The organism is Salinicola corii (genome assembly GCF_008298015.1).
GTDB lineage: Bacteria > Pseudomonadota > Gammaproteobacteria > Pseudomonadales > Halomonadaceae > Salinicola > Salinicola corii.
In genome coordinates this window covers 65166-91066 of sequence record NZ_VTPX01000006.1, presented here as the reverse complement: position 1 = coordinate 91066, position 25901 = coordinate 65166, and the positions used below count along the sequence as shown (strand labels likewise).

The following is a 25901-nucleotide window of genomic DNA, read 5'->3' as shown; positions in this document are numbered from 1 at the left end:
CGCCCCGATCTGACTATGCGAGAACAGCGCAACATGCCTTATAAAAACGTCGAATCCATGAGCGGGATGGGGATGGTCGCATGAAGTCTCACTCCACCGAGCTGCTGCCGCCGGACTGGTTCCTGCGCGTCAGGCTCAAGTTTCGTCATCTCCAGCTGTTCGTCGCCCTCGACGACTGCCGCAACCTTCATCGTGCCGCCGAACGGCTGGGCATGAGTCAGCCCGCGGCTTCCAAGCTGCTGGGGGACCTCGAGCACCTGCTCGGCGTCTCGCTTTTCGACCGGCATTCGCGGGGGGTGACGCCCAACTGGTACGGGGAGAGCCTGATTCGCCATGCCCGCGGCATGTTGACTTCGCTGACCCAGGCCAGCGAGGAGATCAACGCGCTCAACGACGGCAACGCCGGGACGGTCTCCATCGGCACGGTCCTCGCGCCGGCCGTGACGCTGCTGGCCAGCGCGGTGGAACGCGTACACCGCGACAGCCCTCACCTGGAGGTCAACATCGATGTCGACGTCAGCCGCAACCTGGTGCCGCGGTTGCGCGATGGCGAATTCGACTTCGCCATCGCCCGGATCCCCAGCGGTATGCCGGCCGGCGATTTCGTGTTCGAGGAGATCGGGGAGGAGGCGCTGTGCTTCGTGTGCCGGGCGGATCACCCGCTCACCGCCCGTGAGAGCTTCGACCTGACGCCGATGCTGGACTACCCGTGGGTGCTCCAGCCCCCGGGGGCGCTGATGCGTCAGCGCGTCGAGCACCTATTCCTGCACCACAAGGTCGCTCCCCCCCAGCGCATCATCAATACGCCGGACATCTACATGGCGCTCGCCATGGTCGACAAGTCGGATTCGGTCACGGTGACGACCCGGGAGGTCGCCGACCTGCTGTGCACACAGCCCCGCTTCGCGATCCTACCGTCGACGGATAGCATCAGCGTGCAACCCTTCGGCCTGATCAGTCTGCGCGAACGACGCATGTCGCCCGGCGCCGCGAAGCTGATGAGCACGCTCCACCAGTTGATCCGCGAGCGCAAGGCCTCAGACAGCGACGCTCAAGCCAGGGTGGCGACCCATTACAGGGATGTGACGCTGTGAGCGTCGCTCGCTCATCTGCGCCACACCGGCGATGCGGAGGAGACAGAAAAGTCCCCCGACTAGCGCAGGCTCGACTCACCACTCCAGCGCCTGTTTGACGAAGGGAATGGTCAGCTTGCGCTTGGCGGACAGCGAAGCGCGATCGAGCCTCGAAAGGATCTCGAACAGCGGATCCAGTTGGCGCGGCCCGCGATGGAGGATATACCGCCCCACTTCCGCCGGCAGTTCCATCCCGCGAACCCGAGCCCGGAGCTGGAGAGCGGCCAGCCGCTGAGCGTCGTCCAGCGGCTGGACATGGAACACCATCCCCCAACTCAGGCGGGAGGCCAGGTCCGGCAGCTTGACCTCGAGTTGACGCGGCGACCGGTCGGCAGCGATCACCAGCCGTTTGCCGGCATCGCGCAAGCGGTTGAAGCCGTGGAACAGCGCCTCCTCCCAGCGCTTGCGCCCCACCACCAGTTGCAGGTCATCGATGGCCAGCAGGTCGAGACGCTCCGGCTCTTCGAGAATGTCGGGCGGGAAGTGCCCCAGCGTATCCAGCGGGAGATAGAGCGCGCGCTTGCCCTGGGCATCCGCCTGGTGGCAAGCCGCCTGCAACAGGTGGCTACAACCCACGCCCTCGCCCCCCCACAGGTAGAGAAACGCTTCACCGCCCTCTTGCAGTTGCCCGGTCAGGTGCGAGACCAGCGATGCGTTGTCGCCCGGCAAGTAGTTGGCGAGAGTCGCGTCGTCGCGGAGACCGACACCCAGCGGGAGTTGTGACGGCCCGACGCTCATGCTGATCCGCTCCCCCTGCAAGGGCGCTGGACGACGCAGACGCTTCTCGCCCGGCCACGAAACGGCAAGCCCCCCCCCAAGGCGGCCGCGACGATCCTCCCGATCCCTCCGATCGCGCTCCAGATTTGCTGTGTTGTCATCGCGCTCTCGTCGCCCTTCGGCTGTTCCCTCAATGAAGCAATGCTACAATGCGCCCCGCCGAACATCATCCCCATTCAGAAAGGTCCTCCCATGACGCGCTCCTCTTCCGACACACCGAACGCGCCCGGTTCGTCTGGCCGGCACTCCTTGACCTACCGTGACGCCGGCGTCGACATCGATGCCGGCAATGCGCTGGTCGAGAGAATCAAGGGCGTCGCCAAGCGCACCTCGCGTCCGGAAGTCATGGGTGGGCTCGGCGGCTTCGGTGCACTGTGTGAAATTCCCAGCGGCTACCGCCAGCCGGTACTGGTGTCCGGAACCGACGGCGTCGGCACCAAGCTGCGCCTGGCCATGGACCTGGGCCGACATGACACCATCGGCATCGACCTGGTCGCGATGTGCGTCAACGACCTGATCGTCGCCGGTGCCGAACCCCTACAGTTCCTCGACTATTACGCCACCGGCAAGCTGGACGTGGATATCGCCGCCGACGTCGTCACCGGTATCGGCGAGGGCTGTAGCCAGGCGGGTTGCGCGCTGGTGGGGGGCGAGACGGCGGAAATGCCCGGCATGTACGAGGGCAGCGACTACGACCTGGCGGGCTTCTGCGTGGGCGTGGTCGAGAAGTCCGAGATACTCGACGGCAGCAAGGTCGGCGAAGGCGACGTGCTGCTGGGGCTGGCCTCCTCGGGGCCGCACTCCAACGGCTACTCGTTGATCCGCAAGATCCTCGAAGTCGGTGGCGGCAAGCTCGACGAGACCCTCGACGGCAAGCCGCTGGCCGACCTGCTGATGGCGCCGACCCGCATCTACGTCAAGCCGCTGCTGTCGCTGATCCGTTCCGGCGGCGTCGACGTGCACGCCCTCTCCCACGTTACCGGCGGTGGTCTGCTCGAGAACGTTCCGCGTGTGTTGCCGGACGGTCTGGCGGCCCGGATCGATGTCACCCGCTGGCAGCGTCCGGCCATCTTCGACTGGCTGCAGCAGCAGGGCAATGTGGAAGAGCGTGAAATGTACCGCGTACTCAATTGCGGTATCGGCATGGTCATCGCGGTCGATCGCGACCAGACCGATCAGGCCATCGCCCATCTCGAAGCCAGCGGTGAAACGGTCTATCGGTTGGGCGATATCATCGCCCGCCGTGACGGCGCCGAGGCCGTGCAGTTGGAGAATCTACCGGCATGAGCGGTGACTATCCTTCACAACAGCACGATACGCTGAACGACTTCGAGGCCGCCGCGGCCGAAAAACCACGGGTGGTGGTACTGATCTCCGGCAACGGCAGCAACCTGCAGGCGCTGCTGGACGCCCAGCAGCACGAGGAACTCGGTGGCGGCGAGATCGTCGCCGTGGTCTCCAACAAGGCCGATGCCTACGGGCTCAAGCGCGCCAGGGATGCCGGCGTCGACGCCGTCGCTCTGCCCCATCGCGAGTATGACACCCGCGACGCCTTCGACGCCGCGCTGATCAAGGTCATCGACCGCCACGAACCTCACCTGGTGGTGCTGGCGGGCTTCATGCGCATCCTCACGCCCGCTTTCGTCGATCACTACCGTGGGCGCATGCTCAACATCCACCCCTCGCTGCTCCCCGCCTACCAGGGCCTGGACACGCACCGGCGAGCGCTGGCCGACGGCGTCTCGGAGCATGGCGTCAGTGTGCACTTCGTCACCGAGGAACTCGACGGCGGGCCAGTGGTGATCCAGGCCGTGGTCAACGTCGAACCGGATCAGGATATCGACACCCTGATCGAAAAGGTCCATGCCCGCGAGCACTTGATCTATCCCATCGCGGTACGCTGGTTCCTGGAAGGCCGGATCAAGCTGTCGCCCGATGGCAAGGTGGCGCTGGACAACATGCCGTTGCCGCCGACGGGCCTTCGCATGTCCCACGCCGACGCCGCCGAAGAGTTGGACGAGGATCTCGACGACTGACCCCTCACGCGCCGGTTCCGGCGTACCGGGATCGTGCCGTTGTCATTGGCCTCTCCCCTGGCTTGCCCTGACGCCAATCTTTGCCAGACTGACATGACGCAATCGCCCGGCGCCTCGCCGGGCGAATCGTTTCAGTCGGCCAATGTTTCGGCAAGCAAGGAGGAGCAGCGATATGGATTATCGTCCGCTGGGCAACTCAGGACTGATGGTGTCGACGTTGACACTGGGTACGGTGCCCTTCGGCGGCGCCAACGGTTTCGAGAAGGCCGCGAGCGTCGACGTCAAGGGCGCCAGGAAGCTGCTCGACATCGCCTTCGATGCCGGCGTCAACCTTATCGACACCGCCGATCTCTATTCGATGGGCCTGGCCGAGGAGATCACCGGCAAGGCGCTGGGCGGCAAGCGCAACGACATTATCCTTGCCACCAAGGGAAGAAGCCCGCTCGGCGACAACCCCAACGCCAGCGGTGCTTCGCGATATCACCTGATGCGCGCCGTCGAGGCCAGCCTGGAGCGGCTCGGCACCGACCATATCGACCTCTATCAGTTGCACAACTGGGATGGCGTCACCCCCATCGAGGAGACGCTGGAGGCGATGCACCATCTGGTCGCCAGCGGCAAGGTTCGCTACTGGGGTACGTCCAACTACACTGGCTGGCAGATGATGAAGACCCTCGGCAAGGCCGAACTCCACGGTTTCAACAAGCCGATCAGCCAGCAGATCTACTATACGCCGGAGTCCCGCGAGGCGGAGTACGAGCTGATGCCGCTGGCGCTGGACCAGAACCTCGGATCGCTGATCTGGGGGCCTCTGGGCGAGGGCTTTCTCACCGGGAAGGTCCGCCGAGGCCAGAAGACGCCGCCGGACACCCGTCAGGGCAACGGCTGGCCGGAGCCCTACGTCCACGACATGGAGCGCGCCTACGACATCATCGAGGCGCTGGCCGCCATCGGCGAGGCCCACAACTGCTCGATCCCGCGCGCCTGCCTCGCATGGCTGAAGGACCGCCCCGGCGTCACCTCCCTGATCGTGGGAGCCCGCAGCGAGGAGCATCTTCGCGACAATCTCGCCGCCGCCGACCTCGAGTTGAGCCAGGAGGAGCACCAGCGTCTCGAGCGGCTGACCCGTCCGGCACCGCTCTATCCCTACTGGCATCGGGTGGTCTCCGGCATGGATCGACTCGATCCGGCGGAGAAGCCGTTCCTGGACGGCTTCGGCGAGACCATCAAGAATCGTACCGACGAGCGCTCGGCCCAATGACCGCCGGCTGACCGCTCAACAACGCAAGCGAGGCAGACAAGGCAAAAACGGCCGGCACATCGTCAGGATTGACGCTGTGCCGGCCGTTTTCAATGCAATATTGCCAACCCGGGTAGTGCTTTCAGGTGCGCGGCAACGTCACGCCGCGCTGCCCCATATACTTGCCGCCGCGATCCTTGTAGGAGACGTCGCAGATCTCATCGGATTCCAGAAACAGCATCTGCGCCACGCCTTCGTTGGCGTAGATCCGCGCCGGTAGGTTGGTGGTATTGGAGAACTCCAGGGTGACATGCCCTTCCCACTCCGGCTCCAGCGGCGTCACGTTGACGATGATGCCGCAGCGCGCGTAGGTCGACTTGCCCAGACAGATCGTCAGTACGCTGCGCGGGATACGGAAATACTCCACCGTGCGCGCCAGGGCAAACGAGTTGGGAGGGATTACGCAAGCGTCGCCCTTGATGTCGACGAAACTCTTCTCGTCGAACGCCTTGGGGTCGACAATCGCCGAGTGGATATTGGTGAACACCTTGAACTCGTCGGCGCAGCGCACATCGTAACCGTAGCTGGACGTGCCGTAGGATATCACGCGCTGGTTGTTCACGTGGCGGACCTGATCGGCTTCGAACGGCTCGATCATGCCCTCCTGCTCCGCCATACGGCGAATCCACTTGTCGGATTTAATGCTCATGCAGGCGTCCTTGAGACAGGGGCAGACGTCGTCACGACGTCATGAAATCATCGGGGAAACTCATCGGTGGGCGACATGATAGCGGCCCGCTTCCGTGAAGGAAACGACGCGCCCGAAAACGCCACCCAGGGCGAGCGTCCGTGATAAACGGCGAGAAGACGCGGCTGCCCGAAGCGCGCCAGCCCCGGCAGGACGAAGCAGGCGGCGGCTCGCGCGCCGAACGGGATCAGTCGCTGAAGGAAATCGAGGGGCCAGCGGTGTCCTGCCCGGCGACACCGCTGGCGACCGTGCGGGCCATGGCACGAAACGTGGCGGCGACCTCGCCATCCGGCTCGGCTACCACGCTGGGCTTGCCGCCATCGGCCTGTTCGCGGATCGACAGCCGCAGTGGAAGCTGGCCCAGCAATTGGGTGTCGTACTGCTCGGCAATGCGCTCCCCCCCACCGGCGCCGAAGATCGGCTCGCTGTGGCCGCAGTTCGAACAGACGTGCAGGCTCATGTTCTCGACCACGCCCAATACCGGCACGTTGACCTTGCGAAACATCTCGATGCCCTTGCGTGCGTCGAGCAGCGCGATGTCCTGCGGCGTGGTGACGATCACCGCGCCATCCACCGGCACTTTCTGCGCCAGCGTCAACTGGATGTCGCCGGTGCCCGGCGGCATGTCGATGAACAGGAAGTCGAGATCGTCCCACAGCGTCTGGTTGAGCAGCTGCTGGAAGGCACCGGAGACCATCGGCCCACGCCACACCATGGGCTGATTGATATCGACCATGAACGCCATCGACATCGCCTGGATGCCATGGGCCATCACCGGCTTCATGCTCTTCTCGTCGATCACCTCGGGGCGGGTGTTCTCCGCCAGCCCCAGCATCCGCGCCTGGCTCGGACCGTAGATATCGGCGTCGAGCAGGCCCACGCGGTAGCCTTCCGCCGCCATCGCCAACGCCAGATTGGCGGTGACGGTGGACTTGCCGACGCCACCCTTGCCGGAGGCGACGGCCACGATATGTTTGATGCCTTCGATCACGAACCACTCCTTGCAACGTTCAAAGCGCGACTTTCCACCAGTATAACGAGGCAGACCCTCTATACCCTAGCAACACGCTCGGAAATAGCACCCGATTCTGACCGAGCAGGCAGCGACGGGGTGACAGCGATCAATCCCGAGGCGAGCTATGAACGCTTGAACTCGCCCAGCACGGTCAGTTTGGTGCGAATGAAGTCGCTATGGGTCACATAGAGCAGATCGGCCAGACGGCGAATCCGGTGCTCCTCCAGGGCCGCCAGCTCATGGTCGGCATAGGCCAAACGCCACATGGCCGCGATCAGCTCGACGCGCTGATCGTAGTCGTAGCGTTCGTTGAGCAAAGAGACGTACTGGAAATGATCCACCGCCTGGTCGACCTGCCGTTGCGCCTGGTCGACCAGTTCATCGACGGCAACCTCGTCCAGCGAAAACTGCGCCATCAGCATCCGACGCAACATGGCCAACTCTTCGGGTTCGGTTTCGTAATCGGCGCGCAGAATCTCGCTCAACAGCGCGGCAACCGCCAATTGTGGCGTGATCACGTCCCGGTTTGCGGACTGCGGCGTAGCGAGAACGCGTTGAAAGAACTGCTGAACGGTATCGAGCATCGGTCAATCCCCTGCGGTGAACGGCGAACAATCGGGTAACGTTTTGACACCGAAAGGCCGAAAGGTTCGAAGCTCCTTCAGATTCAACCATTCTCCGAACGAAAAACCCGCAACCGAAGTTGCGGGTCTGGCATCTGAACGGACGCCTTGCGGAGCATCGGAGTGGCGTCATGCACCGTGAGCGGCGAGAAACTCTTCGGTCAGCTTGAGTTCGCTGTTGGAGTTGACGCCAATCCCTCGCGTGGTGACGTTGCGGGCGATCTGCTGTGCTTCGTCGAGCGAGTGCATTTCTGCCGTTCCGCACTGGTAGACGTTCAGCTCGGGAATCGATTTCTGATCCGTGAGCTCGAGCACGTCTTCCATTGCCGCTTTCCAGGCAGTCCCCACGGTCTGCTCGTCGACCTGACCGATCAGGCTCATGTAGAACCCGGTACGGCAACCCATCGGCGAGATATCGATGATCTCGACGCCATCGCCATTGAGATGTTGCCGCATGAAGCCTGCAAACAGATGCTCGAGCGTATGAATGCCGCGCTCGGACAGGATCTCTTCGTTGGGAATGCAAAAACGCAGATCGTAAACGGTAATATTGTCGCCGCCCGGTGTCTTCATCTGCTTGGCGACACGCACCGCAGGTGCATTCATCTTGGTGTGGTCGACCATGAAGCTATCGAGTAATGGCATGCTGCCTCCTTAATCGGCATGTCCGAATGTCCGTCTACTTTAGCACGCTAACCGGCGCTGTCATGCGCCGACTCCGAATCATCACCCGTCCAGTTCGGGGTAGTGACGGAACAGGCCGCCCTCGTTGAAATCCAGTCGCCGGTCGGACGTGAGATAGGCGGAAAGCTTCGGTCGCTGACTGACGCGATCGACCAGAGCGGTCACTTCGGGTATTTCCGGCTCCAGTCGCCCCATCGCCCGAGGGAACGCGTAACGCAAGCCCGTCACCACCTGGAACAGGGACAGATCCACATAGCTGTGCGCCGTTCCCACCAAGTAGGCCTCGTTACCCGCGTTGACCGAGAGCACCCGCTCGAAGTAGTGAAGAAATCTGGGCAAGCGCTCCTGCACGAAAATCGTGGCCCGACGCGCCGCTTCGTCCTGCTGATCCTCGTAATAGAGCGAACTGCCGATCGGATGGTGCGTGTCATGAATCTCGGCAACGAAATCCGTCAGCGTCAATTGCAGGCCGTTGGCCCAGACCAGGCTGGCGTCGTCATCCGACACCAGCCCCAGGCGTGGCGCCAGAAACTGCAGGATATTGGCGACATGAGATACCACGATCTCGCCGGCCTTCAGCACGGGCGGCGCGAAATGGGGTTTTCCCATCTCGCCGCCATGGAGGAATTCGCTGACCGCGCCGGCGCCACCGCCGTTCGAGGAGAGCTGATTGCCGACATCGACATAGTCCGCACCGGCATCTTCCAGCGCGAGACGAATGAATTCACCGCGGCCGGGGATACCGGGCCAGTAATAGAGTTCGTAGGTCATCGCCTGCCTCTCCCTCCTTGAAAAGATTCCATGAAGCACCGTTTTGCGGCGTCTCCATGCGACCGCCATGCCCATGACAGGTGACGGCGAATTTGCCGCCAGACAACCCCGAAGTCGTCACGACAGGCGACATCGATCGATACGCTCCCCAGCATAGAACAAAAAAGGCAGGCAGCGGCTAGCTATCACCGCCTCGATCTCGGCATCAATGTCTTTCGAACCGGGCTCAGAACAGCCCCAACTGCTGTCCGGTCAGGCGCTCGAAATCGTCGCCCACGAACGGCAGAATGCCGTCGGCAACGGGCTGGAGCTGCCGGCTTACATAGTGCTGGTAATCGATAGCCGAACGCCGATTCTCTAACGGCTCCGGGCCGGCAACCGTGATCAGGTAGCGAATCCAGCCCCCATTCTGGTACTGAAGCGGACGCGCCATCTGGCGGTTGAACTCGTCCGCCAGACGTGCCGCGCGCACGTGGGGCGGAACATTGCGCTGATAGTCGTCCAGCTTGCGCCTGAGGCGCTTGCGATATACCAGTTGGTCGTCGTTCTCCCCGGCCAGTGTCTGACGCACGGTCTCGCGTACATAATCGCGATAGGGTTCATCGGCGAAGACCCGCCGATAGAGTTCGCGCTGGAAGGCCTGGGCCAGCGGTGACCAGTCGGCGCGCACCGACTCCAGTCCCTTGAAGACCAGTCGCTCACTCCCGTCCGCCTCGCGGACCAAGCCGGCATAGCGTTTCTTGCTGCCCTCTTCCGTGCCGCGAATGGTCGGCATCAGAAAGCGTGTGAAGTGCGTCTCGAACTGCAGTTCCAGGGCGCTTTCGAGCTGTAGGTCGTCTCGCAGATGCCGTTGCCACCAGGCATTGACCCTGGTCACCAACCGTCTCCCTATCGTGTTGGCGGCTTCGGCGTCGTGGGCCCCGCCCAACCACACGAACGTCGAGTCGGTATCACCATAGATAACGGTATAACTCTCGGCCTCGATCAGCGCCCGCGTACGGCGCATGATCTCGTGACCGCGCATGGTGATCGACGACGCCAGTCGAGGATCGAAGAACCGGCAGCCCCGCGAGCCGAGTACGCCATAGAACGCGTTCATGATGATCTTCAACGCCTGGGCCAGGGGCGCGTTGCCCTCGCGCTTGGCCGCCTCGCGCCCCTCCCACACCTGCTCGACGATCGCCGGCAGGGCGTGGGCGGTTCGAGAGAACCTCGCCCCCAGAAATCCCGCCACCGAGTGTGCTTCATCCGGCGTGCGCAGCCCTTCCACCAGACCGACCGGATCGATCAGAAACGAGCGGATGATGGAGGGATAGAGACTCTTGAAATCGAGCACCAGCACCGAATCGTAGAGGCCCGGGCGCGAGTCCATCACGTAGCCGCCCGGGCTGTCCTCGCCGTCGCGGCTGCCCAGCGTCGGGGCGACGAACCCGAGCCGGTGCATGCGCGGCAGATAGAGATGCGAAAATGCCGCGACGGAGCCACCGCTGCGATCGGCGGAGAGCCCGGTGACGCTGGCCCGTTCGAGCAGGAAGTCGATGATCCGGGTGTGCTCGAAGATGCGCGTCACCAGTTCGCAATCCTTGAGGTTGTAGCGCGCCAGCGCCGGCTTGTCCTCCGCGAACATGCGGTTGATATCCGCCATGCGTTGATAGGGGTTGTCGATCGCCTTGCCCTCGCCGAGCAACGTCTGGGCGACGTTTTCGAGGCTGAAGGAGGGAAAGCTCCAGGTCGCCGAGCGCAGCGCCTCGATGCCGTCGATCGCCAGCCGCCCCGGAATGGTGACGAAGTAGTGATTGGGCTGGTGGCCATGCGCCCGCCACTCCACCGTCGCTCCGCCTCGCCCCAGCCGCAAGGCGACATTCAGGCGATCCGCGTGACGCTGCAGCTGGCGCAGGTCGAACTGGATCACGCTCCAGCCGATGATCGCATCCGGGTCGAAGCGCGCGAACCAGGCGTTCAGCGCGTGCAGCAGATCGGCGCGGGAGTCGCAGTAGACGAGTTCGAAATCCCGCTCGCGATCGGCCTTGCTCCCGTTGCCCGCCGGCGGCCCCAGCATGTAGACGATGCGCTGGCCGCATCCATGCAGGCCGATCGAGTAGAGCTCGCCGCGCTCGCTGGTCTCGATGTCCAGCGAGCAGAGTGTCAACTGCGGCCGATAATCCGGCGCCGGCTTCAACTGGGCGTCGATCAGGGAACCGTCGGCCGCCTGGGTAGCCATCGCCACGACCGGCGCGGTAATGAAGCGCTCCATCAGGTAACGGTCCGGCGGTCGGATATCGGCCTCGAGCAGGTCGACGCCGGCATCGGCGAGACGTCGCTCCAGGTTCATCAACTGACGATGCTGACGACAATAGAGGCCGAGCACCGGACGGTGATCGAAGTCCCTCAGATCGAGTTCTCGCAGTTCGACATCGCGCTCACGGCGAATCGAGCGCTCGACGCTCTCGCGCTGATCGGCTGGGATGAAAGCCACCGATGTCTGCGGCGGCAGGCGTACCAATCGCGGCCCGTCATCGGTGGCCAGCCAAAGCGATACCTCGGTACCGGTCGGCGTGTCCTGCCATTGGCGGGTCAGAATGAAGCCCTGTTGCGTCACGCTATTCGATTGCACGGTGGTCGACACCCGTCCCTTTCCGTTCGGAGAGCACTTAGAAGGAGAGCACCCACGGTAGCGCGACCCCGAGGTAGACCGGTATCAGCAAGGGCGCGGCCAGTGTGGTGATCAACACGGCGATGGCGCCCTTCTCGGGGCGAATCTCCAGTTCCATGGCGATGACCACCACATTGGCGGCCATGGGGACGGCGCCGATGAGCAGAAATGCCAGCGCCAGCGAGTCCGAGACGCCCACGCTCATCCGCAGCAGCAGCACCATCAATAGCGTCGCCAACGGCCAGACGACGAAGCGCACCACCACGCAGCCGGCGACGAAGCGCAGGTCGAACTCCCGCCACGTCACGCGTCCCAGGGTCATGCCGATGATCATCATCCCCAGCACCGTGAAGCAGTACTTGAAGTAGTCGAGCCCATCCGCGACGACATCCGGTATCTGCCAGTCGAGGGCGCTGACCAGCATGCCGGTCGCGAAGGCGTAGATCAGCGGCAGCCTCGCCAGTCGGGTCAGGCTCTCTTTCACCGAGAAACGTCCCCGGGCGCTGACATAGAAACCGACCGTGAACTCGTAGAGCGAGACACCCAGCATGCAGAAGAGATAGAGCGTGACCCCCTCCGGCGGCAGCAGCACCAGCGCGATCGGGAAACCGAAATAGCCCGTGTTGCCGGTCCCGGCGGAAAAGGCCAATAGCGCCCGCTCCTGTTCGGCGAAAAAGCGGCTGGCTACCCTGTTGACCGCAAGACAGAGGCACGTCGCCAGCAACAGCACGCTGAGCGTCAGTATCAGCTTGTCGGCGCTGGGCTGCCCCTGGGTCAGGCCATGGAAGAAGGTCAGCGGTGAAATGATGTAGACGAGCAGCGTCGCTATCGGCCGAGGATCGACCCTCAACCGCCGCGCCGCCAGCCAACCCAGCGCGACGAAGAAGAGCAGCATCCATAGTGACTGGGAAAGATCGATTTCGGCCATCCGGGGTTCCTTGAGCAACGGTCGGCGGTAACGGTTTGGCCGCTGACTTTAACATTTGAATGTCTCGCCGGCCGGGCTCTGGGTTACTACGGGATCGCAGTATTCGCCACGCCCTATCCAGACCACCATGACAGTTGTCAGGGGCTGAGCTCGAGCCCCTCCTCGACCCGTTTCCGCGTCACGACGATGGAGGGCGATGGGAATCACTTCTCCCCACGCGTGCACCCGACGCAAAGCCCCCGCCATCGGTGCTACAATCGTCGACCAAGTTTTCAGCCTATCCACCCGTGGGGCCACCGATACCAGGCCGCCTCGGGTTTCGTTACGGGAATGTTCCAGTCGCCATGTCGAACAACGCCTCGCTTTCGCGCCAGATCCTCGTCACCAGCGCGCTGCCCTATGCCAACGGCTCGATCCACCTGGGCCACCTGCTGGAGTATATCCAGACCGATATCTGGGTGCGTTTCCAGAAGAGCCGCGGCCACGAGTGCCATTACGTCTGCGCGGACGACGCCCACGGCACCGCGATCATGCTGCGCGCCGAGCAGGAAGGCATCACGGCCGAGCAACTGATCGCCAAGGTCAGCGAGGAGCATCAGGCAGATTTCGCCCGCTTCGGCGTGGCTTTCGACAACTACCACTCGACCCACTCCGAAGAGAACCGCATTCACAGCGAGCGGATCTATACGGCGCTGCGCGATACCGGCCATATCAGCACCCGCGATATCGAGCAAATGTACGATCCCGTCAAGGGTCTGTTTCTGGCCGACCGCTTCATCAAGGGCACTTGCCCGAAGTGCGGCAGCGAGGACCAGTACGGCGACAACTGCGAAGTGTGCAGCGCGACCTATACACCGGCGGAGCTGATCAATCCGGTCTCGGCGATCAGCGGCGCCACGCCGGAAGTGCGCACCTCGACCCACTACTTTTTCAAGCTGCCGGACTTCGAAGCGTTTCTGAAGCAGTGGACGCGCTCCGGTCGCGTGCAGCCGCAGATCGCCAACAAGCTGCAGGAGTGGTTCGAATCCGGCCTCAACGAGTGGGACATCTCCCGCGATGCGCCCTACTTCGGCTTCGAGATTCCCGATGCGCCAGGCAAGTATTTCTACGTCTGGCTGGACGCGCCGATCGGCTATCTGGCCAGCTTCCAGAACCTCTGCGATCGCGAAGGCCTCGATTTCGACAGCTACTGGAAGGCGGATTCCAGCGCCGAGGTCTACCACTTCATCGGCAAGGACATCGTCTACTTCCACGCGCTGTTCTGGCCAGCCATGCTCGAAGGCGCCGGCATGCGCACGCCGACCGGCGTCAACTGCCACGGCTTCGTGACCGTCAACGGGGCCAAGATGTCGAAGTCCCGCGGGACCTTCATCAAGGCGCAGACCTACGCGGAGCACCTCAACCCGGAGTATCTGCGCTACTACTTCGCCGCCAAGCTGACTTCTCGCGTCGACGATCTCGACCTCAATCTCGAGGATTTCGCCGCGCGGGTGAACTCGGATCTGGTCGGCAAGGTGGTCAATATCGCCAGCCGCTGCGCCGGCTTCATCAACAAGCTCGCCGACGGGCAGCTCTCTTCGACCTGTGCCGAACCGGAACTCGTCGCCAGGTTCATCCACGCCGGCGACGAGATCGCCGCCGATTTCGAGGCCCGTGAGTTTGGCCGCGCCATGCGCAAGGTGATGGAACTCGCCGACGAGGCCAATACCTACATCGCCGACAAGACGCCATGGGTACTGGCCAAGGAAAGCGGTCGCGAGCAGGAAGTGATCGATATCTGCTCGGTGGGGATCAATCTGTTCCGCACCCTGATGGTCTACCTGCATCCGGTGGTGCCGGCAATGGCCGAGCAGGCGCGACGGTTCCTGCAGGTCGACAGCCTCGCCTGGGCGAGCCGCCAGCAGGTACTCGAAGGTCATGTCATCGGCAAGTTCAAGCCGCTGATGACCCGTGTCGAGAGCGACAGGATCGAGTCGATGATCGAGGCCTCCAAGGAGGTGCTCGAGGAGGAGAAGAAATTGACCGGGAAAGCCCCCTCGAACCCCGCCGAAGCGCCCCGGGACACGCCACTGGTCGACGAGCCGATCGGCGACGAGATCGCCTTCGACGACTTCATCAAGGTCGACATGCGGATTGCCGAGATCAAGAAGGCCGAACATGTCGAAGGGTCCAACAAGCTGCTCAAGCTGACGCTGGATATCGGCAGCGAGACGCGGACCGTCTTCTCCGGGATTCGCAAGGTGTACGCGCCGGAAGCCCTCGAAGGCCGGCTGACGGTGATGGTCGCCAATCTGGCGCCGCGCAAGATGCGCTTCGGCGTCTCCGAAGGCATGGTGCTGGCCGCAGGTGACGACGATGGCATCTATCTTCTCTCCCCGGACAGCGGCGCCAAACCGGGCCAGCGCGTCACCTGAAGGAGCCAATGCCGCACGATTCCCATCGGGAGTGGTCGTTTGTCCCGCTATTCCGGAAATCCTATGTCATTCGCTATCACCGTCGAACGAATCGATGCCGAACTACCGCAGACCCAATGTGGCAAGTGCGGTCATGACGGTTGCCGGCCTTACGCCGAGGCGATCGTGGAGGGCGAGGCGATCAACCGCTGCCCTCCCGGTGGCGAGGCCACGCGTGACCGATTGGCAGCGCTGACAGGCCACCCGCCTCTCGAACTGATCGAGCCGCCCCAGACACCGTTGCTGGCCGTGATTCGCGAGGCCGAGTGCATCGGCTGCACCAAGTGCATCCAGGCCTGCCCCGTCGATGCCATTCTCGGCGCCGCCAAACAGATGCACACGGTCATCGAGTCAGAATGCACCGGCTGCGAACTGTGTATCGCACCCTGCCCGGTCGACTGCATCGATCTCGTTCGGCACCCGCAGTGGGCGCAGGCCGGCAATGACATCGAGCGGCAGCGCTATCTCGACTGGCGGGCCGAAAACGGACGCCGACGCTTCGAGGCGCGCAACCGGCGACTGGTTGTCAGAGCCGAGGAGAAACGCCGCAAGCGCGAGCAACGCCGCGCCGCTGCGGCACGGCCGGCCGCCAATGCATCACGTGAATGGCCCGTCGATGTCGACGTTACCGCCCTGAAGGCGCAGGTGGCGACTCTTACCGCACGCCGAAAACGCCTGCACCGCCAACTGGACAAAGTCGAAGAGGCGCAGCGCCCCGCGCTCCTCGAGCGCCTGGCGGGATTCGACGACCAGCTCGACGCCTTGTACCGACGACTCGAGTCCGGACCGCCATCGAACCGGAGCACCACGCGAGACCACCAGCATATCGCCGTGGCGGCAGCAGAGCAGGCGATGCGCAAGGCACGCCAGGAGCTCGCCCATTTTCAACGTCAGGGCGATCAGGCGGGCATCGCGCAGGCGCGGGACAAGATATGCGAGGCGGAGAGGCTGATCTCCCTGGCCAGCGGATCGCCCGTCAACCAGCCTGCCAGAGACGCAGACGACTATCATGGAACCACCTCATGAACGCCACCAAGCGAGAGCAGATCTTTGCTCGCCTCAAGGCTCACAATCCCAACCCGACCACGGAGCTGAACTGGTCGACGCCGTTCGAGCTGCTGGCAGCGGTACTACTGTCGGCCCAGGCGACGGACGTTGGCGTCAACAAGGCGACGGCAAGACTGTTTCCGGTGGCCAATACGCCGCAGGCGATCATCGATCTGGGTATCGATGGGCTGAAGGAACACATCAAGACCATTGGCCTATTCAATACCAAGGCCGAGAATCTGATGAAAACCTGCCACATCCTGGCCGAGCGCTACGCCGGCAACATCCCGACAACGCGGGAAGGGCTGGAGGCGCTACCCGGGGTTGGGCGCAAGACCGCCAATGTGATTCTGAACACGGCATTCGGCGAGCTGACCATGGCGGTGGATACGCATATCTTCCGCGTATCCAACCGCACACGACTCGCGCCGGGCAAGAATGTGGTCGAAGTCGAGAACAAGCTGATGCGTCACGTACCCAAGGCCTACCTCAAGGACGCCCACCACTGGCTGATCCTGCACGGGCGCTACACCTGTCTGGCGCGCAAGCCCCGCTGCGGCAGCTGTGTCATCGAGGATCTGTGCGAGTACCCGGACAAGATCGATATCGCCTAATGCCCGGCTGAGACTCGCGGGCCGGGATCAAGGGCTGGCTTCCGGCTCCTGGGCCGCGTTACCGGCTTGCGTATCCTGCGTGGGCACGGCCTCTTCACCGCTGGACTCGGGAGGGACCGGAGCCGTCTCAGGCACGCTGCTGCCGTCACCACCCTCCGGCGACTTGGTCATGTTGGGCGACGAGGATTCGACCGGGGTGGAAGATTCCGCAGCCGGTCGCATGGAACTCATCTCCGTCGCGCCATCACGGCTGTAGACCACCTTGCGGGTGCCACCGTCGCAACTACCGACCACCTCGGCACCGGCAAACGCCTCCCCTTCCCTCACTACATCGCCTTCCACCTGAGCGTTGTCGACGATCTCGAGGAGAAAGTGCCGCGCGCCGTTGTCGCGGATCGTCTGATCGATCTGCGCCTTGAGACGCTCGCAAGCCAGCCGCGTTTCCGGCTGGTTGTCGAAAGGTGAGTCGCCGGGCTGCATCTGCGCCCAAGTCAGCGACGACGCCAGACCGGCGCCGCTCAAAGCGGCGATCATGGCATGTTTCCAGGTAAGGACACGCATAGAGACTCCTCAGCCAGAGTGGCACGAGCCCGGCCGGAATGCCGGTAATTCGCGCACGAATGATCAAAGCCGCGCGTGGCCCGACGAATGGATGCCATCCATCGGAACGATTTACAGCTGAAACTCACCGCCTTTCTCGACCGCACGCTGATAGGCCGGTCGCTCACGCATCCTCTCGAGCACGCCCCTGATATTGGGATAACGGGATAGATCGGTGCGGCTCTCGGCAGCCAACAGAGGGAAGCTCATCTGGATATCCGCCGCACTGAACGTATCCCCCGCGAACCAAGCGTGCTGGTCCAGCTCGCTCTCCCAATAGTCGAAATGCAGACGTAGCTGTGGAACGAGAAATTTCTCACGAACACCATTGCCCAACAGCTTACCGATCGGGCGAATGATCGCCGGAACCGGGGGCTTACCCAACTTTGCGAAAACCAGACTCATCACCATCAGCGGCATGGCGGAGCCTTCGGCGTAGTGCAGCCAGTGGGTGTAGCGCAAGCGCTCCGGGGTGTCCTGGGCGGGGAGCAGGGCGTCACCACCGTAGCCAGCGACAAGATACTCGATGATGGCACCGGATTCGGCGACGGTGTGAGCGTCGTCGGTGATGATAGGCGACTTGCCGAGCGGATGGATCCGCTTCAGCTCCGCGGGGGCCAGCATGGTCTTGGGGTCGCGTCGATAGGTCCGAATCTCGTACTCGACACCCAGTTCCTCCAGCAGCCACAGAATACGCTGCGAGCGGGAGTTCTCGAGGTGATGAACGGTGATCATGTCAGCGCTTCCTTGCCGGTTGTTCGAACGCTCCTATCCACCGGGGCCTCGGCCTCCGGGAATGCCTTAACCATAGGAAGTTATCGCTGAAGCCGCCAATGACGAAAACGGCGCCACGCAGGCGCCGCCATCGAGATCGAACGATCGTCGTCAATGCTGCTGCTCGAACATCTCATCGCCGATATCATCGATATAGCGCTGGCTCTTGGTGATCGTCAGCTCCACGCAGGCATCTTCGCCCGGAACGACATCCGAACGCTCAAAGCGTCGCTCCAGGGTCTCGCCGCCCTCGACCGGTTTGCGAATCCAACCACTGACCCGATGCTGGCCGCCGACATCCTGCGGATCGGGCACGATCAAAAACCCCTTGTACTCGACCGGCTCGCGCTCTTTTGTGGGCGTGGCGGGTTTGGCATTGCCACCGCCCAGCAGCCCGGAGAACAGTTTCTTCAGCATACGTTGCTCCCGATTCGGATGCCGACACGGCAGGTATCGGCATCAAGGGTTGGACCGGACGGCGCTAGCTCGCGGAGCGGCCCTTGCCTGCCGCGATCCGCAGACGCAGCGCATTGAGCTTGATGAAGCCTTCGGCATCTTTCTGGTCGTAGGCGCCGGCATCATCCTCGAACGTGGCAATCGACTCATCGAACAGCGACTGCTCGGAGCGACGACCGACGACGACCGCGCTGCCCTTGTAGAGCTTCATCCGCACCACGCCGTTGACGAACGCCTGGGTTTCGTCGATGGCGGCCTGAAGCATGCGGCGCTCCGGACTCCACCAATAACCGTTGTAGATGGTCTTGGCGTACTTGGGCATCAGCTCATCCTTGAGATGCGCCGCCTCGCGATCCAGCGTCAACGACTCGATGGCTCGATGCGCCCGCAGCAGGATGGTACCGCCAGGCGTTTCATAGCAGCCGCGAGACTTCATGCCGACATAGCGGTTCTCGACGATATCGAGACGGCCGATGCCGTTGTCGCCACCCAGCTTGTTGAGCCTGGCCAGCACTTCGTGAGGCTTGAGCGGCTCGCCGTCGATGGCGACGACGTCGCCCTTCTCGTAGGTCAGCTCGACATAGGTGGGCTGATCCGGCGCGGCTTCCGGCGCCACGCTCCAGCGCCACATCTCCTCTTCCGCCTCGGCCCACGGGTCCTCGAGAATGCCACCCTCGTAGGAGATGTGCAGCAGGTTGGCATCCATCGAGTACGGCGACTTCTTCTTGCTCTTGGAGAAGTCGACCGGAATGTCATTGTCCTCGCAGTACGCCATCAGCTTCTCGCGGGAGTTCAGGTCCCACTCGCGCCACGGCGCGATGACCTTGACCCCCGGCTTCAGGGCGTAGGCGCCCAATTCGAAGCGCACCTGGTCGTTGCCCTTGCCGGTGGCGCCGTGGGAGATCGCATCGGCACCGGTCTCGTTGGCGATTTCGATCAGACGCTTGGCGATGAGCGGCCGCGCGATGGACGTGCCCAGCAGGTACTCGCCCTCGTAGATGGTGTTGGCCCGGAACATCGGGTAGACGTAATCGCGAACGAACTCTTCTCGCAGGTCCTCGATGTAGATCTCCTTGACCCCGAGCGCCTGCGCCTTGGCTCGCGCCGGCTCGACCTCTTCGCCCTGACCGATATCGGCGGTAAAGGTGACCACTTCGCAAGCGTAGGTTTCCTGCAGCCACTTCACGATCACGGAAGTGTCAAGGCCGCCGGAATAGGCGAGGACGACCTTTTTGACATCGGACATGCGATAGCTCCTTAGCAAGTTTGAATTGATGGGCAGGGTATGTCGTTCGTTGACGTGCGGCGAACGGCGCGGCCCGAAATTATAACGCTCCCGGCCCGCTACGAACACCGAGCGACGGGACGCCGATGGCCGAAACTGCTAGACTCTACGCGGTTTCATGACCACGGTTTCCTCTACACATTACCACTACCACACCAAGGGAATGGGAGTCATTGCATGTCGGACGCCAGCACGAAAGAGCTGATGGCGCAGCGTTTTCGCGGATATCTCCCGGTCGTGGTAGACGTCGAAACCGGCGGGTTCAATTCGGCAACGGATGCGATTCTGGAAATCGCTGCCGTGCCGCTGACCATGGACGATCAGGGCAACCTGCTGCCACTGGATACCATTGCCTTTCACGTCGAGCCTTTCGAGGGCGCCAACGTCGAACAGTCCGCCCTGGATTTCACCGGCATCGACCTCTCCAGCGCCTTCCGCAAGCAGATCGCCGTCAGCGAGCGTGAAGCGCTCGACGGACTCTTCAAGCCGATTCGCAAGACCATCAAATCCCACGACTGCTCGAGAGCCATCCTCGTCGGCCACAATGCCTCTTTCGATCAGGGATTTCTCAACGCCGCCGTCAATCGCTGCAATATCAAGCGCAACCCCTTTCACCCCTTCTCCAGCTTCGACACCGCCACGCTCTCCGCGCTGGCTTACGGCCAGACGGTACTGGCCCGCGCCTGCCAGGCGGCCGGTATCATCTTCGACAGCTCTTCGGCCCACTCGGCGAGCTACGATACCGAGCGCACCGCAGAGCTTTTCTGCGCCATCGTCAACCGCTTCAAGGACCTGGGCGGCTGGAATCTCGCGCTGAAGGAACAGGGTTACGACGAACTCTGATCGATCCGGCAGACCTGCCGACAGCGACCAATTTTGAGTCATCCGCGAACACGCACTCCAAATCATCTGCTCCCGACCGTACCGAACGAAAAACGCCCCATCCGCATTTTTTGCACGGATGGGGCGTCGTTGATTAGGCCTGGCGGCTGACGGATCAGCTGTCGCTGGAAGCTTCGGCGGACTTGGCCGCGGCAGCCTTGACCATGGGCTCCAGTTCACCGTTTTGGTACATCTCGACGATGATGTCGCAGCCGCCCACCAGCTCACCGTCGATCCACAGTTGGGGAAACGTCGGCCAGCTGGCGTACTTGGGCAGCTCAGATCGAATATCCGGGTTGTCGAGAATGTTGACGAAGGCGAACTTCTCGCCGCATGCCATCAACGCCTGAACCGCCTGGGCCGAGAAGCCGCACTGGGGTAGCTGGGGCGATCCTTTCATGTAGAGCAGGATGGCATTGTCACTGATCTGCTGCTTGATCGATTCGATGGTATCGCTCATGAGACGTCCTGTAGCGGGAAGGGAGAGCCGCTGACCCACCCTTCGCGTGTGCGCGAATATAAAAGACCGTGACACCATTCTACTGATGACACCGGTCGAAAACACCCCCGCCGACCCGTGAAGATATCCCGCGGCGTTGCGCCGCTCACGAGGTCTGGTTAGGATGATTGGCTTTCGCACGGATCGACGCTGGCCGCCGACGCCCGCCCAGGGCGCGGCTCCCCATGGCATCGATCGTGGCGCCGCCTAGCGAAACGCCCCACCGGGCGCTTCGCCCGCGGCGCTTTTTCTTTTTCTGGTGGCAGCCGCCATGGCGGGCACGGTCACCGATCGAGTTTTCAGTGCGGCGCGCCGGGATGATGCCGCATGCCTTGTAGCCCATGTATCGACATCAAGTCACGACAGGAATCCGCCCATGAGCGCACGCCACTTTCTGACCCTTCTGGACCTTTCCGCCGACGAGCTCGATTATTTGATCCAGCGCGGGATCACGATCAAGAATCGCCTGAAGACCAACGGCCCCATCTACACGCCGTTCAGCAATCGCACCCTGGCGATGATTTTCGAGAAGTCCTCGACGCGAACACGCGTATCGTTCGAGACCGCCATGGCACAGTTCGGCGGCCATGCGCTGTTCCTTTCATCGCGCGATACCCAGCTCGGACGCGGGGAACCGATCGCGGATACCGCGCGAGTGCTGTCGGAAATGGTCGATGCGGTGATGATTCGCACCTTCTCCCACGCCGGCCTCGAAGAGTTCGCCGCCGCCAGCTCCGTGCCGGTGATCAACGCCCTGACCGACGATTACCACCCCTGCCAGCTGCTGGCCGACGTGATGACCTGGACCGAATGCCGTGGGCCGATCAAGGGCAAGACGGCCGTCTGGATCGGTGACGGCAACAACATGTGCCACTCCTGGATCAACGCCGCTCGGCAATTCGATTTCCAGCTGCGCATCTGCTGTCCCGAGGGCTACGATCCGCGTCGGGACATTCTCGAGGCCGCAGGCGAACATGCCGTCATCGTGCGCGATCCTGGCGACGCCGTTCGAGATGCCGACCTGGTCACCACGGACGTCTGGGCTTCGATGGGCCAGGAGGAAGAGCAGGCCAAACGCGAACGTGACTTCACCGGCTTCCAGGTCACCGAAGCGTTGCTGGATCAGGCGACCGAAGAGGCTATCTTCCTGCACTGCCTGCCAGCGCATCGCGGCGAGGAGATCAGCACCACACTGCTCGACGACCCGCGCGCCGTGGTGTGGCAGGAAGCCGGCAATCGCCTTCATGCCCAAAAGGCGCTGATCGAATTCCTGTTGCTGGGTCGGGTCGCCTGATTCATCGATGAGAAAACGCCGCGATCCTGTAATGGATCGCGGCGCCAAGGTTCTCGCACCGTTCCTGTCCGGCTTCATCGAGAGCCCGCCGGCCGGGAGACCCCGCGTCGCGTCCAGTAGCCTACCGCCATATTCAGCAACACGACGACGAGTGCCACCAGCGCCAATGCGACGAGCATCTGACCGACATCCCCCTCCAGCGCCGACTTGCCCAGCACCACGAACGCCACGGCATAGGGTCCGGTCGTCATCAATGCCACCGTCAGGTAGATCGACCGGGGGACGCCGGCGATCCCCAAGGCGTAGTGCTTGATGAACATCGGAACCCCGGGCACCAACTTGATCAGGAACGTGACTCGCCAGGCATCGCCCCGGGTCCGGTCGAGACCCGCCAGTGCCGGGAAGCGCCGCTCGATGGCACTGCTCAGAGCCGGCCGCAGGCGGCCGTGGGCAATGGCATAGCAGAGCAGCAGGTTGAGCAGCGTGGCGATGGCGGAGAACGCCAACCCGCCGGGGATACCGAAACGCAGCCCGGCGATGATGTAAAACGGCGTCATCGGCAGGCCCAATGCCGGCAGCAGCACCATCATCAGCAGCAAGGGAAGTGAATGCAGTGTCTCCAGCGACTCGAGTGATAGACCACCCCAGGCGACAAGCCCTGCAGTCAGCGTGGTGAATCCGAGCAGCACCGACGTCCAAAGCCACCAGCGACGAGCACGTCGTGGCGGCGAGATGACATGGGATCGATGGGAACCGGGGGTCGAGCGTCGCATACCCCCAATCTAATCCGGTTTCGATGAAGGATCGATGACAAGCGACAAGCGCGGAGAGAACCGAACGCTCCCTCCGCAGCGGCTCATTCGAGGTTGTCGAGCCCTTTCTCTGCCATTGCCACGGCACGGAACAGCGCCCGGCGCTTGTTGAGCGTCTCGTTCCACTCGTCGTCGGGATTGGAATCGGCGACGATGCCGCCGCCGGCCTGGACGTGCAGCTCTCCATCCTTAAGCACCGCCGTGCGAATCGCGATCGCCATGTCCATATTACCGTGCCAGGAGAGATAGCCCACGGCACCGGAGTAGACACCACGCTTGACCGGCTCGAGCTCGTCGATGATCTCCATCGCCCGGATCTTCGGCGCGCCCGAGAGCGTACCCGCCGGGAAAGTGGCCCGCAGCACGTCCATCGCCGACATACCCTCGCGCAGCTTGCCAGTGACGTTGGAGACGATGTGCATGACGTGGGAGTAACGCTCGATCGCCATCTTGTCGGTGAGCTCAACCGTGCCGATTTCGCTGATGCGGCCAATATCGTTGCGCCCGAGATCGATCAACATCAAATGCTCGGCGATCTCCTTGGGATCGGCCAGCAGCTCCTCCTCCAGCGCCTTGTCCTGCTCGGGCGTCGCACCGCGCGGCCGCGTGCCGGCGATCGGGCGGACCGTCACCTCGCCATTCTCCAGCCGGGTCAGAATCTCGGGGGATGACCCGATCACGTGATGATCCTCGAGATTCAGAAAGAACATGTAGGGCGACGGATTGAGACTGCGCAACGCCCGGTAAAGATCCAACGGCGGCGCCTGGTACGGAATCGACATGCGCTGGGACGGCACGCACTGCATGACGTCGCCGGCCAGCACATACTCCTTGATCGTCGCCACCGCGTCCTTGTAGCCCTGCTCGCTGAAGCTGGCGTGAAAGTCGTCCTCGGCGACATCCGCCCGGCCGGTACCCGGACTCAAGGTGTTGAAGGTGGCACTGCGCAGCTTCAGCTCCAGCGTCTCGAGTCGCTCGACCGCGTCGGCATAGGCGTGAGGCGACTCAGGGTCGGCGTGAGTCCACAATTGAAGGCGACCGGAGAGGTTGTCGAAGACGACCAGGTCGTCGCACACCATCAACAGGATGTCCGGCACACCGATGGGGTCGGGCTTCTCGGCGGCGAGCGCGGTGCGCAGCTTCGGTTCGATATAGCGAATGGTATCGTAGCCGAAATAGCCCACGAGACCGCCATCGAACCGCGGCTGGTCATTCAGGTCCGGGACGTTGAATCGCGCCTGGAATCGCTCGATCCAGGCCAGCGGATCCTCGACTTCGCTGACGCCAAACTCTTCGCCGTCGACGATGTGGCGAACGGTAAGGCCTCGCACCTCGATCCGCTCCCGGCTGGGCAGGCCGATGATCGAATAACGCCCCCACTTCTCGCCTCCTTGGACCGATTCGAGCAGAAAGGTCCAGGGCGCATCGGCCAGCTTGAGGTAGGTCGACAGCGGCGTATCCAGATCGGCCAGCACCTCGCGGGTGACCGGAATACGGTTATAGCCAGCTTGCGCCAGCTCGGCAAAACGATCGGGGGTCATCATGGGACCGGGCTCCAGCAGTGAAAATCAGCAATCGGCAAACGAGGCAGTTCGGCTGACAATCACCATCGCCAACGCGTCACGTAGCGCATCAACACGCTGGGACTGAAAAGGCGTTGGATATCCGGTCGCATGTCAAAGCTCGGTCGAGGGGAAACGAAAATACCGGGAAGGTGTGCAAGAACGACGCCACGACCACCATGGCGCCGGTTCGGAAACCCTAAACGAGTTCCCCCAGCGATTCAACCACGCCATCCGGGCGGCTCGAGACCACCGGCTCGCCATGGTTGTAGCCGTACGGCACCGCCAGGGTGCGGAAACCGGCCCGTTTCCCCGCCTCCACGTCGTGGCGCGAATCCCCCACCATCAGACACTGCGCAGGCGCGACGCCGAACTGTGCCGCCAGATGGAGCAGCGGCGCGGGATGGGGCTTCTTCTCCGCCAGCGAATCCCCGCCCAGCGTCATGCGAAAGTAGCGGCGCAGACCCAGTGCCTCGAGAATCGGATCGATGAACGCCGCGGGCTTGTTGGTGACCAGCGTCACGATGATCCCCCTCGCCTCGAGCGATCCAAGTGCCTCGCTAACCCCGGGATACGCCCGGGTGCGCTCGCAAGGCGCCGCGTGATACGCGCGCAGGAATCCGTCATGACTCGCCGTCACCCGGGCCGTATCCGGCGCTTCCCCCAGGACGCAGGCCAGCGCTCGCTCGACCAGCTTATGAGAGCCGTTGCCCACCCAGTCACGCACCTTGGCCTCGCCCACCGGCGCCAGGCGCTGCCCGACGAGCATGGCGTCCACCGCCGCCGCCAGATCGGGTACGGAATCGATCAAGGTGCCATCAAGATCGAAAGCGACCAGCCGGATGTCCTGAAGCGACGGGTGCATGATGGAATCCTCGAGTGAAAGGTTGGAAAGACGACACATCGCACAGCAGCTTACCCAAAACGGCGTAAGTTTACGCAACCCACAGATGCCAAGTGTCGATGATCGGCGTATCCTCGGACACATCTTTTTTCGTCGAATCGACGGGTGCTC

General features: G+C 63.0%; 25 protein-coding genes. 9 read left to right on the top strand and 16 right to left on the bottom strand.

The features are described 5' to 3' along the window. The first annotated feature begins 80 nt into the window (after window positions 1–80). Window positions 81–1094, top strand: coding sequence for a LysR substrate-binding domain-containing protein (locus tag F0A16_RS12010; RefSeq protein ID WP_149435645.1), 1014 nt, complete (start codon window positions 81–83; stop codon window positions 1092–1094). Between the two features lie 75 nt (window positions 1095–1169). Here F0A16_RS12010 and hda read toward each other — a convergent pair whose 3' ends face one another. Next, the gene (hda, locus tag F0A16_RS12005) at window positions 1170–1871 is read right to left on the bottom strand and encodes a DnaA regulatory inactivator Hda (RefSeq protein ID WP_149435644.1); all 702 of its coding nucleotides are present in this window, start codon (window positions 1869–1871) and stop codon (window positions 1170–1172) included. 231 nt (window positions 1872–2102) lie between these two features. Between hda and purM the strand changes: the two genes are divergently transcribed. The 3 genes from purM to F0A16_RS11990 all read left to right on the top strand — a co-directional run bounded on the left by purM (window position 2103) and on the right by F0A16_RS11990 (window position 5207). After that, entirely contained in the window at window positions 2103–3197 is a 1095-nt protein-coding gene (purM, locus tag F0A16_RS12000; RefSeq protein ID WP_149435643.1) for a phosphoribosylformylglycinamidine cyclo-ligase, read from the top strand. Next, on the top strand, window positions 3194–3946 hold the full coding sequence (purN, locus tag F0A16_RS11995; protein ID WP_149435642.1) for a phosphoribosylglycinamide formyltransferase: 753 nt from the start codon (window positions 3194–3196) through the stop codon (window positions 3944–3946). The genes purM and purN overlap by 4 nt, the downstream gene beginning before the upstream one ends. 172 nt (window positions 3947–4118) lie before the next feature. After that, complete coding sequence (locus F0A16_RS11990) at window positions 4119–5207, top strand: aldo/keto reductase (protein WP_149435641.1); 1089 nt, start codon at window positions 4119–4121, stop codon at window positions 5205–5207. Window positions 5208–5328: 121 nt separating this feature from the next. Here the strand turns inward: F0A16_RS11990 and dcd are convergent, their stop codons facing one another. The 7 genes from dcd to F0A16_RS11955 form a co-directional block, all read right to left on the bottom strand. Beyond that, window positions 5329–5895 (bottom strand): dCTP deaminase, encoded by a 567-nt coding sequence (gene dcd / locus F0A16_RS11985; RefSeq protein ID WP_110599211.1) that lies wholly within the window; start codon window positions 5893–5895, stop codon window positions 5329–5331. Between the two features lie 226 nt (window positions 5896–6121). After that, window positions 6122–6979: an iron-sulfur cluster carrier protein ApbC gene (apbC, locus tag F0A16_RS11980; protein WP_149435640.1), complete on the bottom strand. Its 858-nt coding sequence runs from the start codon at window positions 6977–6979 to the stop codon at window positions 6122–6124. Between the two features lie 92 nt (window positions 6980–7071). Continuing rightward, window positions 7072–7533: a tellurite resistance TerB family protein gene (locus tag F0A16_RS11975; RefSeq protein ID WP_149435639.1), complete on the bottom strand. Its 462-nt coding sequence runs from the start codon at window positions 7531–7533 to the stop codon at window positions 7072–7074. Window positions 7534–7701: 168 nt separating this feature from the next. Then, entirely contained in the window at window positions 7702–8217 is a 516-nt protein-coding gene (luxS, locus tag F0A16_RS11970; RefSeq protein ID WP_149435638.1) for an S-ribosylhomocysteine lyase, read from the bottom strand. 81 nt (window positions 8218–8298) lie between these two features. Next, window positions 8299–9027, bottom strand: coding sequence for a glutathione S-transferase (locus tag F0A16_RS11965; RefSeq protein WP_149435637.1), 729 nt, complete (start codon window positions 9025–9027; stop codon window positions 8299–8301). A 226-nt stretch (window positions 9028–9253) separates the two neighbouring features. Then, on the bottom strand, window positions 9254–11653 hold the full coding sequence (locus F0A16_RS11960; protein WP_239023807.1) for a DNA polymerase II: 2400 nt from the start codon (window positions 11651–11653) through the stop codon (window positions 9254–9256). A 25-nt stretch (window positions 11654–11678) separates the two neighbouring features. Further along, the gene (locus tag F0A16_RS11955; protein ID WP_149435636.1) at window positions 11679–12608 is read right to left on the bottom strand and encodes an AEC family transporter; all 930 of its coding nucleotides are present in this window, start codon (window positions 12606–12608) and stop codon (window positions 11679–11681) included. A gap of 344 nt (window positions 12609–12952) precedes the next feature. Here F0A16_RS11955 and metG point away from each other — a divergent pair, with 344 nt between their 5' ends. From metG to nth, 3 genes are all read left to right on the top strand, one after another. Further along, window positions 12953–15022: a methionine--tRNA ligase gene (gene metG / locus F0A16_RS11950; RefSeq protein WP_149435635.1), complete on the top strand. Its 2070-nt coding sequence runs from the start codon at window positions 12953–12955 to the stop codon at window positions 15020–15022. Window positions 15023–15085: 63 nt separating this feature from the next. After that, window positions 15086–16087: an RnfABCDGE type electron transport complex subunit B gene (locus F0A16_RS11945; protein ID WP_149435634.1), complete on the top strand. Its 1002-nt coding sequence runs from the start codon at window positions 15086–15088 to the stop codon at window positions 16085–16087. Further along, window positions 16084–16722 carry an endonuclease III gene (gene nth / locus F0A16_RS11940; protein ID WP_149435633.1) on the top strand — a complete coding sequence of 213 codons (639 nt, stop codon included), beginning with the start codon at window positions 16084–16086 and terminating at the stop codon, window positions 16720–16722. The genes F0A16_RS11945 and nth overlap by 4 nt, the downstream gene beginning before the upstream one ends. 27 nt (window positions 16723–16749) lie before the next feature. Here the strand turns inward: nth and F0A16_RS11935 are convergent, their stop codons facing one another. The 4 genes from F0A16_RS11935 to F0A16_RS11920 all read right to left on the bottom strand — a co-directional run bounded on the left by F0A16_RS11935 (window position 16750) and on the right by F0A16_RS11920 (window position 19798). Continuing rightward, window positions 16750–17283 (bottom strand): DUF1161 domain-containing protein, encoded by a 534-nt coding sequence (locus tag F0A16_RS11935; RefSeq protein ID WP_149435632.1) that lies wholly within the window; start codon window positions 17281–17283, stop codon window positions 16750–16752. Window positions 17284–17394: 111 nt separating this feature from the next. Then, complete coding sequence (locus tag F0A16_RS11930) at window positions 17395–18057, bottom strand: glutathione S-transferase family protein (protein ID WP_149435631.1); 663 nt, start codon at window positions 18055–18057, stop codon at window positions 17395–17397. Between the two features lie 150 nt (window positions 18058–18207). Continuing rightward, window positions 18208–18513, bottom strand: coding sequence for an HlyU family transcriptional regulator (locus F0A16_RS11925; protein ID WP_149435630.1), 306 nt, complete (start codon window positions 18511–18513; stop codon window positions 18208–18210). A gap of 64 nt (window positions 18514–18577) precedes the next feature. Then, the gene (locus tag F0A16_RS11920) at window positions 18578–19798 is read right to left on the bottom strand and encodes an argininosuccinate synthase (RefSeq protein WP_149435629.1); all 1221 of its coding nucleotides are present in this window, start codon (window positions 19796–19798) and stop codon (window positions 18578–18580) included. 216 nt (window positions 19799–20014) lie between these two features. On the opposite strand from F0A16_RS11920, the gene rnt reads away from it, so the two are divergent. Beyond that, entirely contained in the window at window positions 20015–20680 is a 666-nt protein-coding gene (rnt, locus tag F0A16_RS11915) for a ribonuclease T (RefSeq protein WP_149435628.1), read from the top strand. A gap of 154 nt (window positions 20681–20834) precedes the next feature. On the opposite strand, the gene grxD is transcribed toward rnt, so the two are convergent. Next, window positions 20835–21179 (bottom strand): Grx4 family monothiol glutaredoxin, encoded by a 345-nt coding sequence (grxD, locus tag F0A16_RS11910; RefSeq protein ID WP_149435627.1) that lies wholly within the window; start codon window positions 21177–21179, stop codon window positions 20835–20837. A 415-nt stretch (window positions 21180–21594) separates the two neighbouring features. On the opposite strand from grxD, the gene argF reads away from it, so the two are divergent. Beyond that, a complete protein-coding gene (argF, locus tag F0A16_RS11905; protein ID WP_149435626.1) occupies window positions 21595–22512 on the top strand; it encodes an ornithine carbamoyltransferase in 918 nt (305 codons plus the stop codon). A 74-nt stretch (window positions 22513–22586) separates the two neighbouring features. On the opposite strand, the gene F0A16_RS11900 is transcribed toward argF, so the two are convergent. The 3 genes from F0A16_RS11900 to F0A16_RS11890 all read right to left on the bottom strand — a co-directional run bounded on the left by F0A16_RS11900 (window position 22587) and on the right by F0A16_RS11890 (window position 25751). Continuing rightward, window positions 22587–23285, bottom strand: coding sequence for a VTT domain-containing protein (locus F0A16_RS11900; protein ID WP_149435625.1), 699 nt, complete (start codon window positions 23283–23285; stop codon window positions 22587–22589). A gap of 83 nt (window positions 23286–23368) precedes the next feature. Then, complete coding sequence (gene trpE, locus F0A16_RS11895; RefSeq protein WP_149435784.1) at window positions 23369–24865, bottom strand: anthranilate synthase component I; 1497 nt, start codon at window positions 24863–24865, stop codon at window positions 23369–23371. A gap of 220 nt (window positions 24866–25085) precedes the next feature. After that, window positions 25086–25751 (bottom strand): phosphoglycolate phosphatase, encoded by a 666-nt coding sequence (locus tag F0A16_RS11890; protein WP_149435624.1) that lies wholly within the window; start codon window positions 25749–25751, stop codon window positions 25086–25088. Window positions 25752–25901 lie beyond the last annotated feature (150 nt).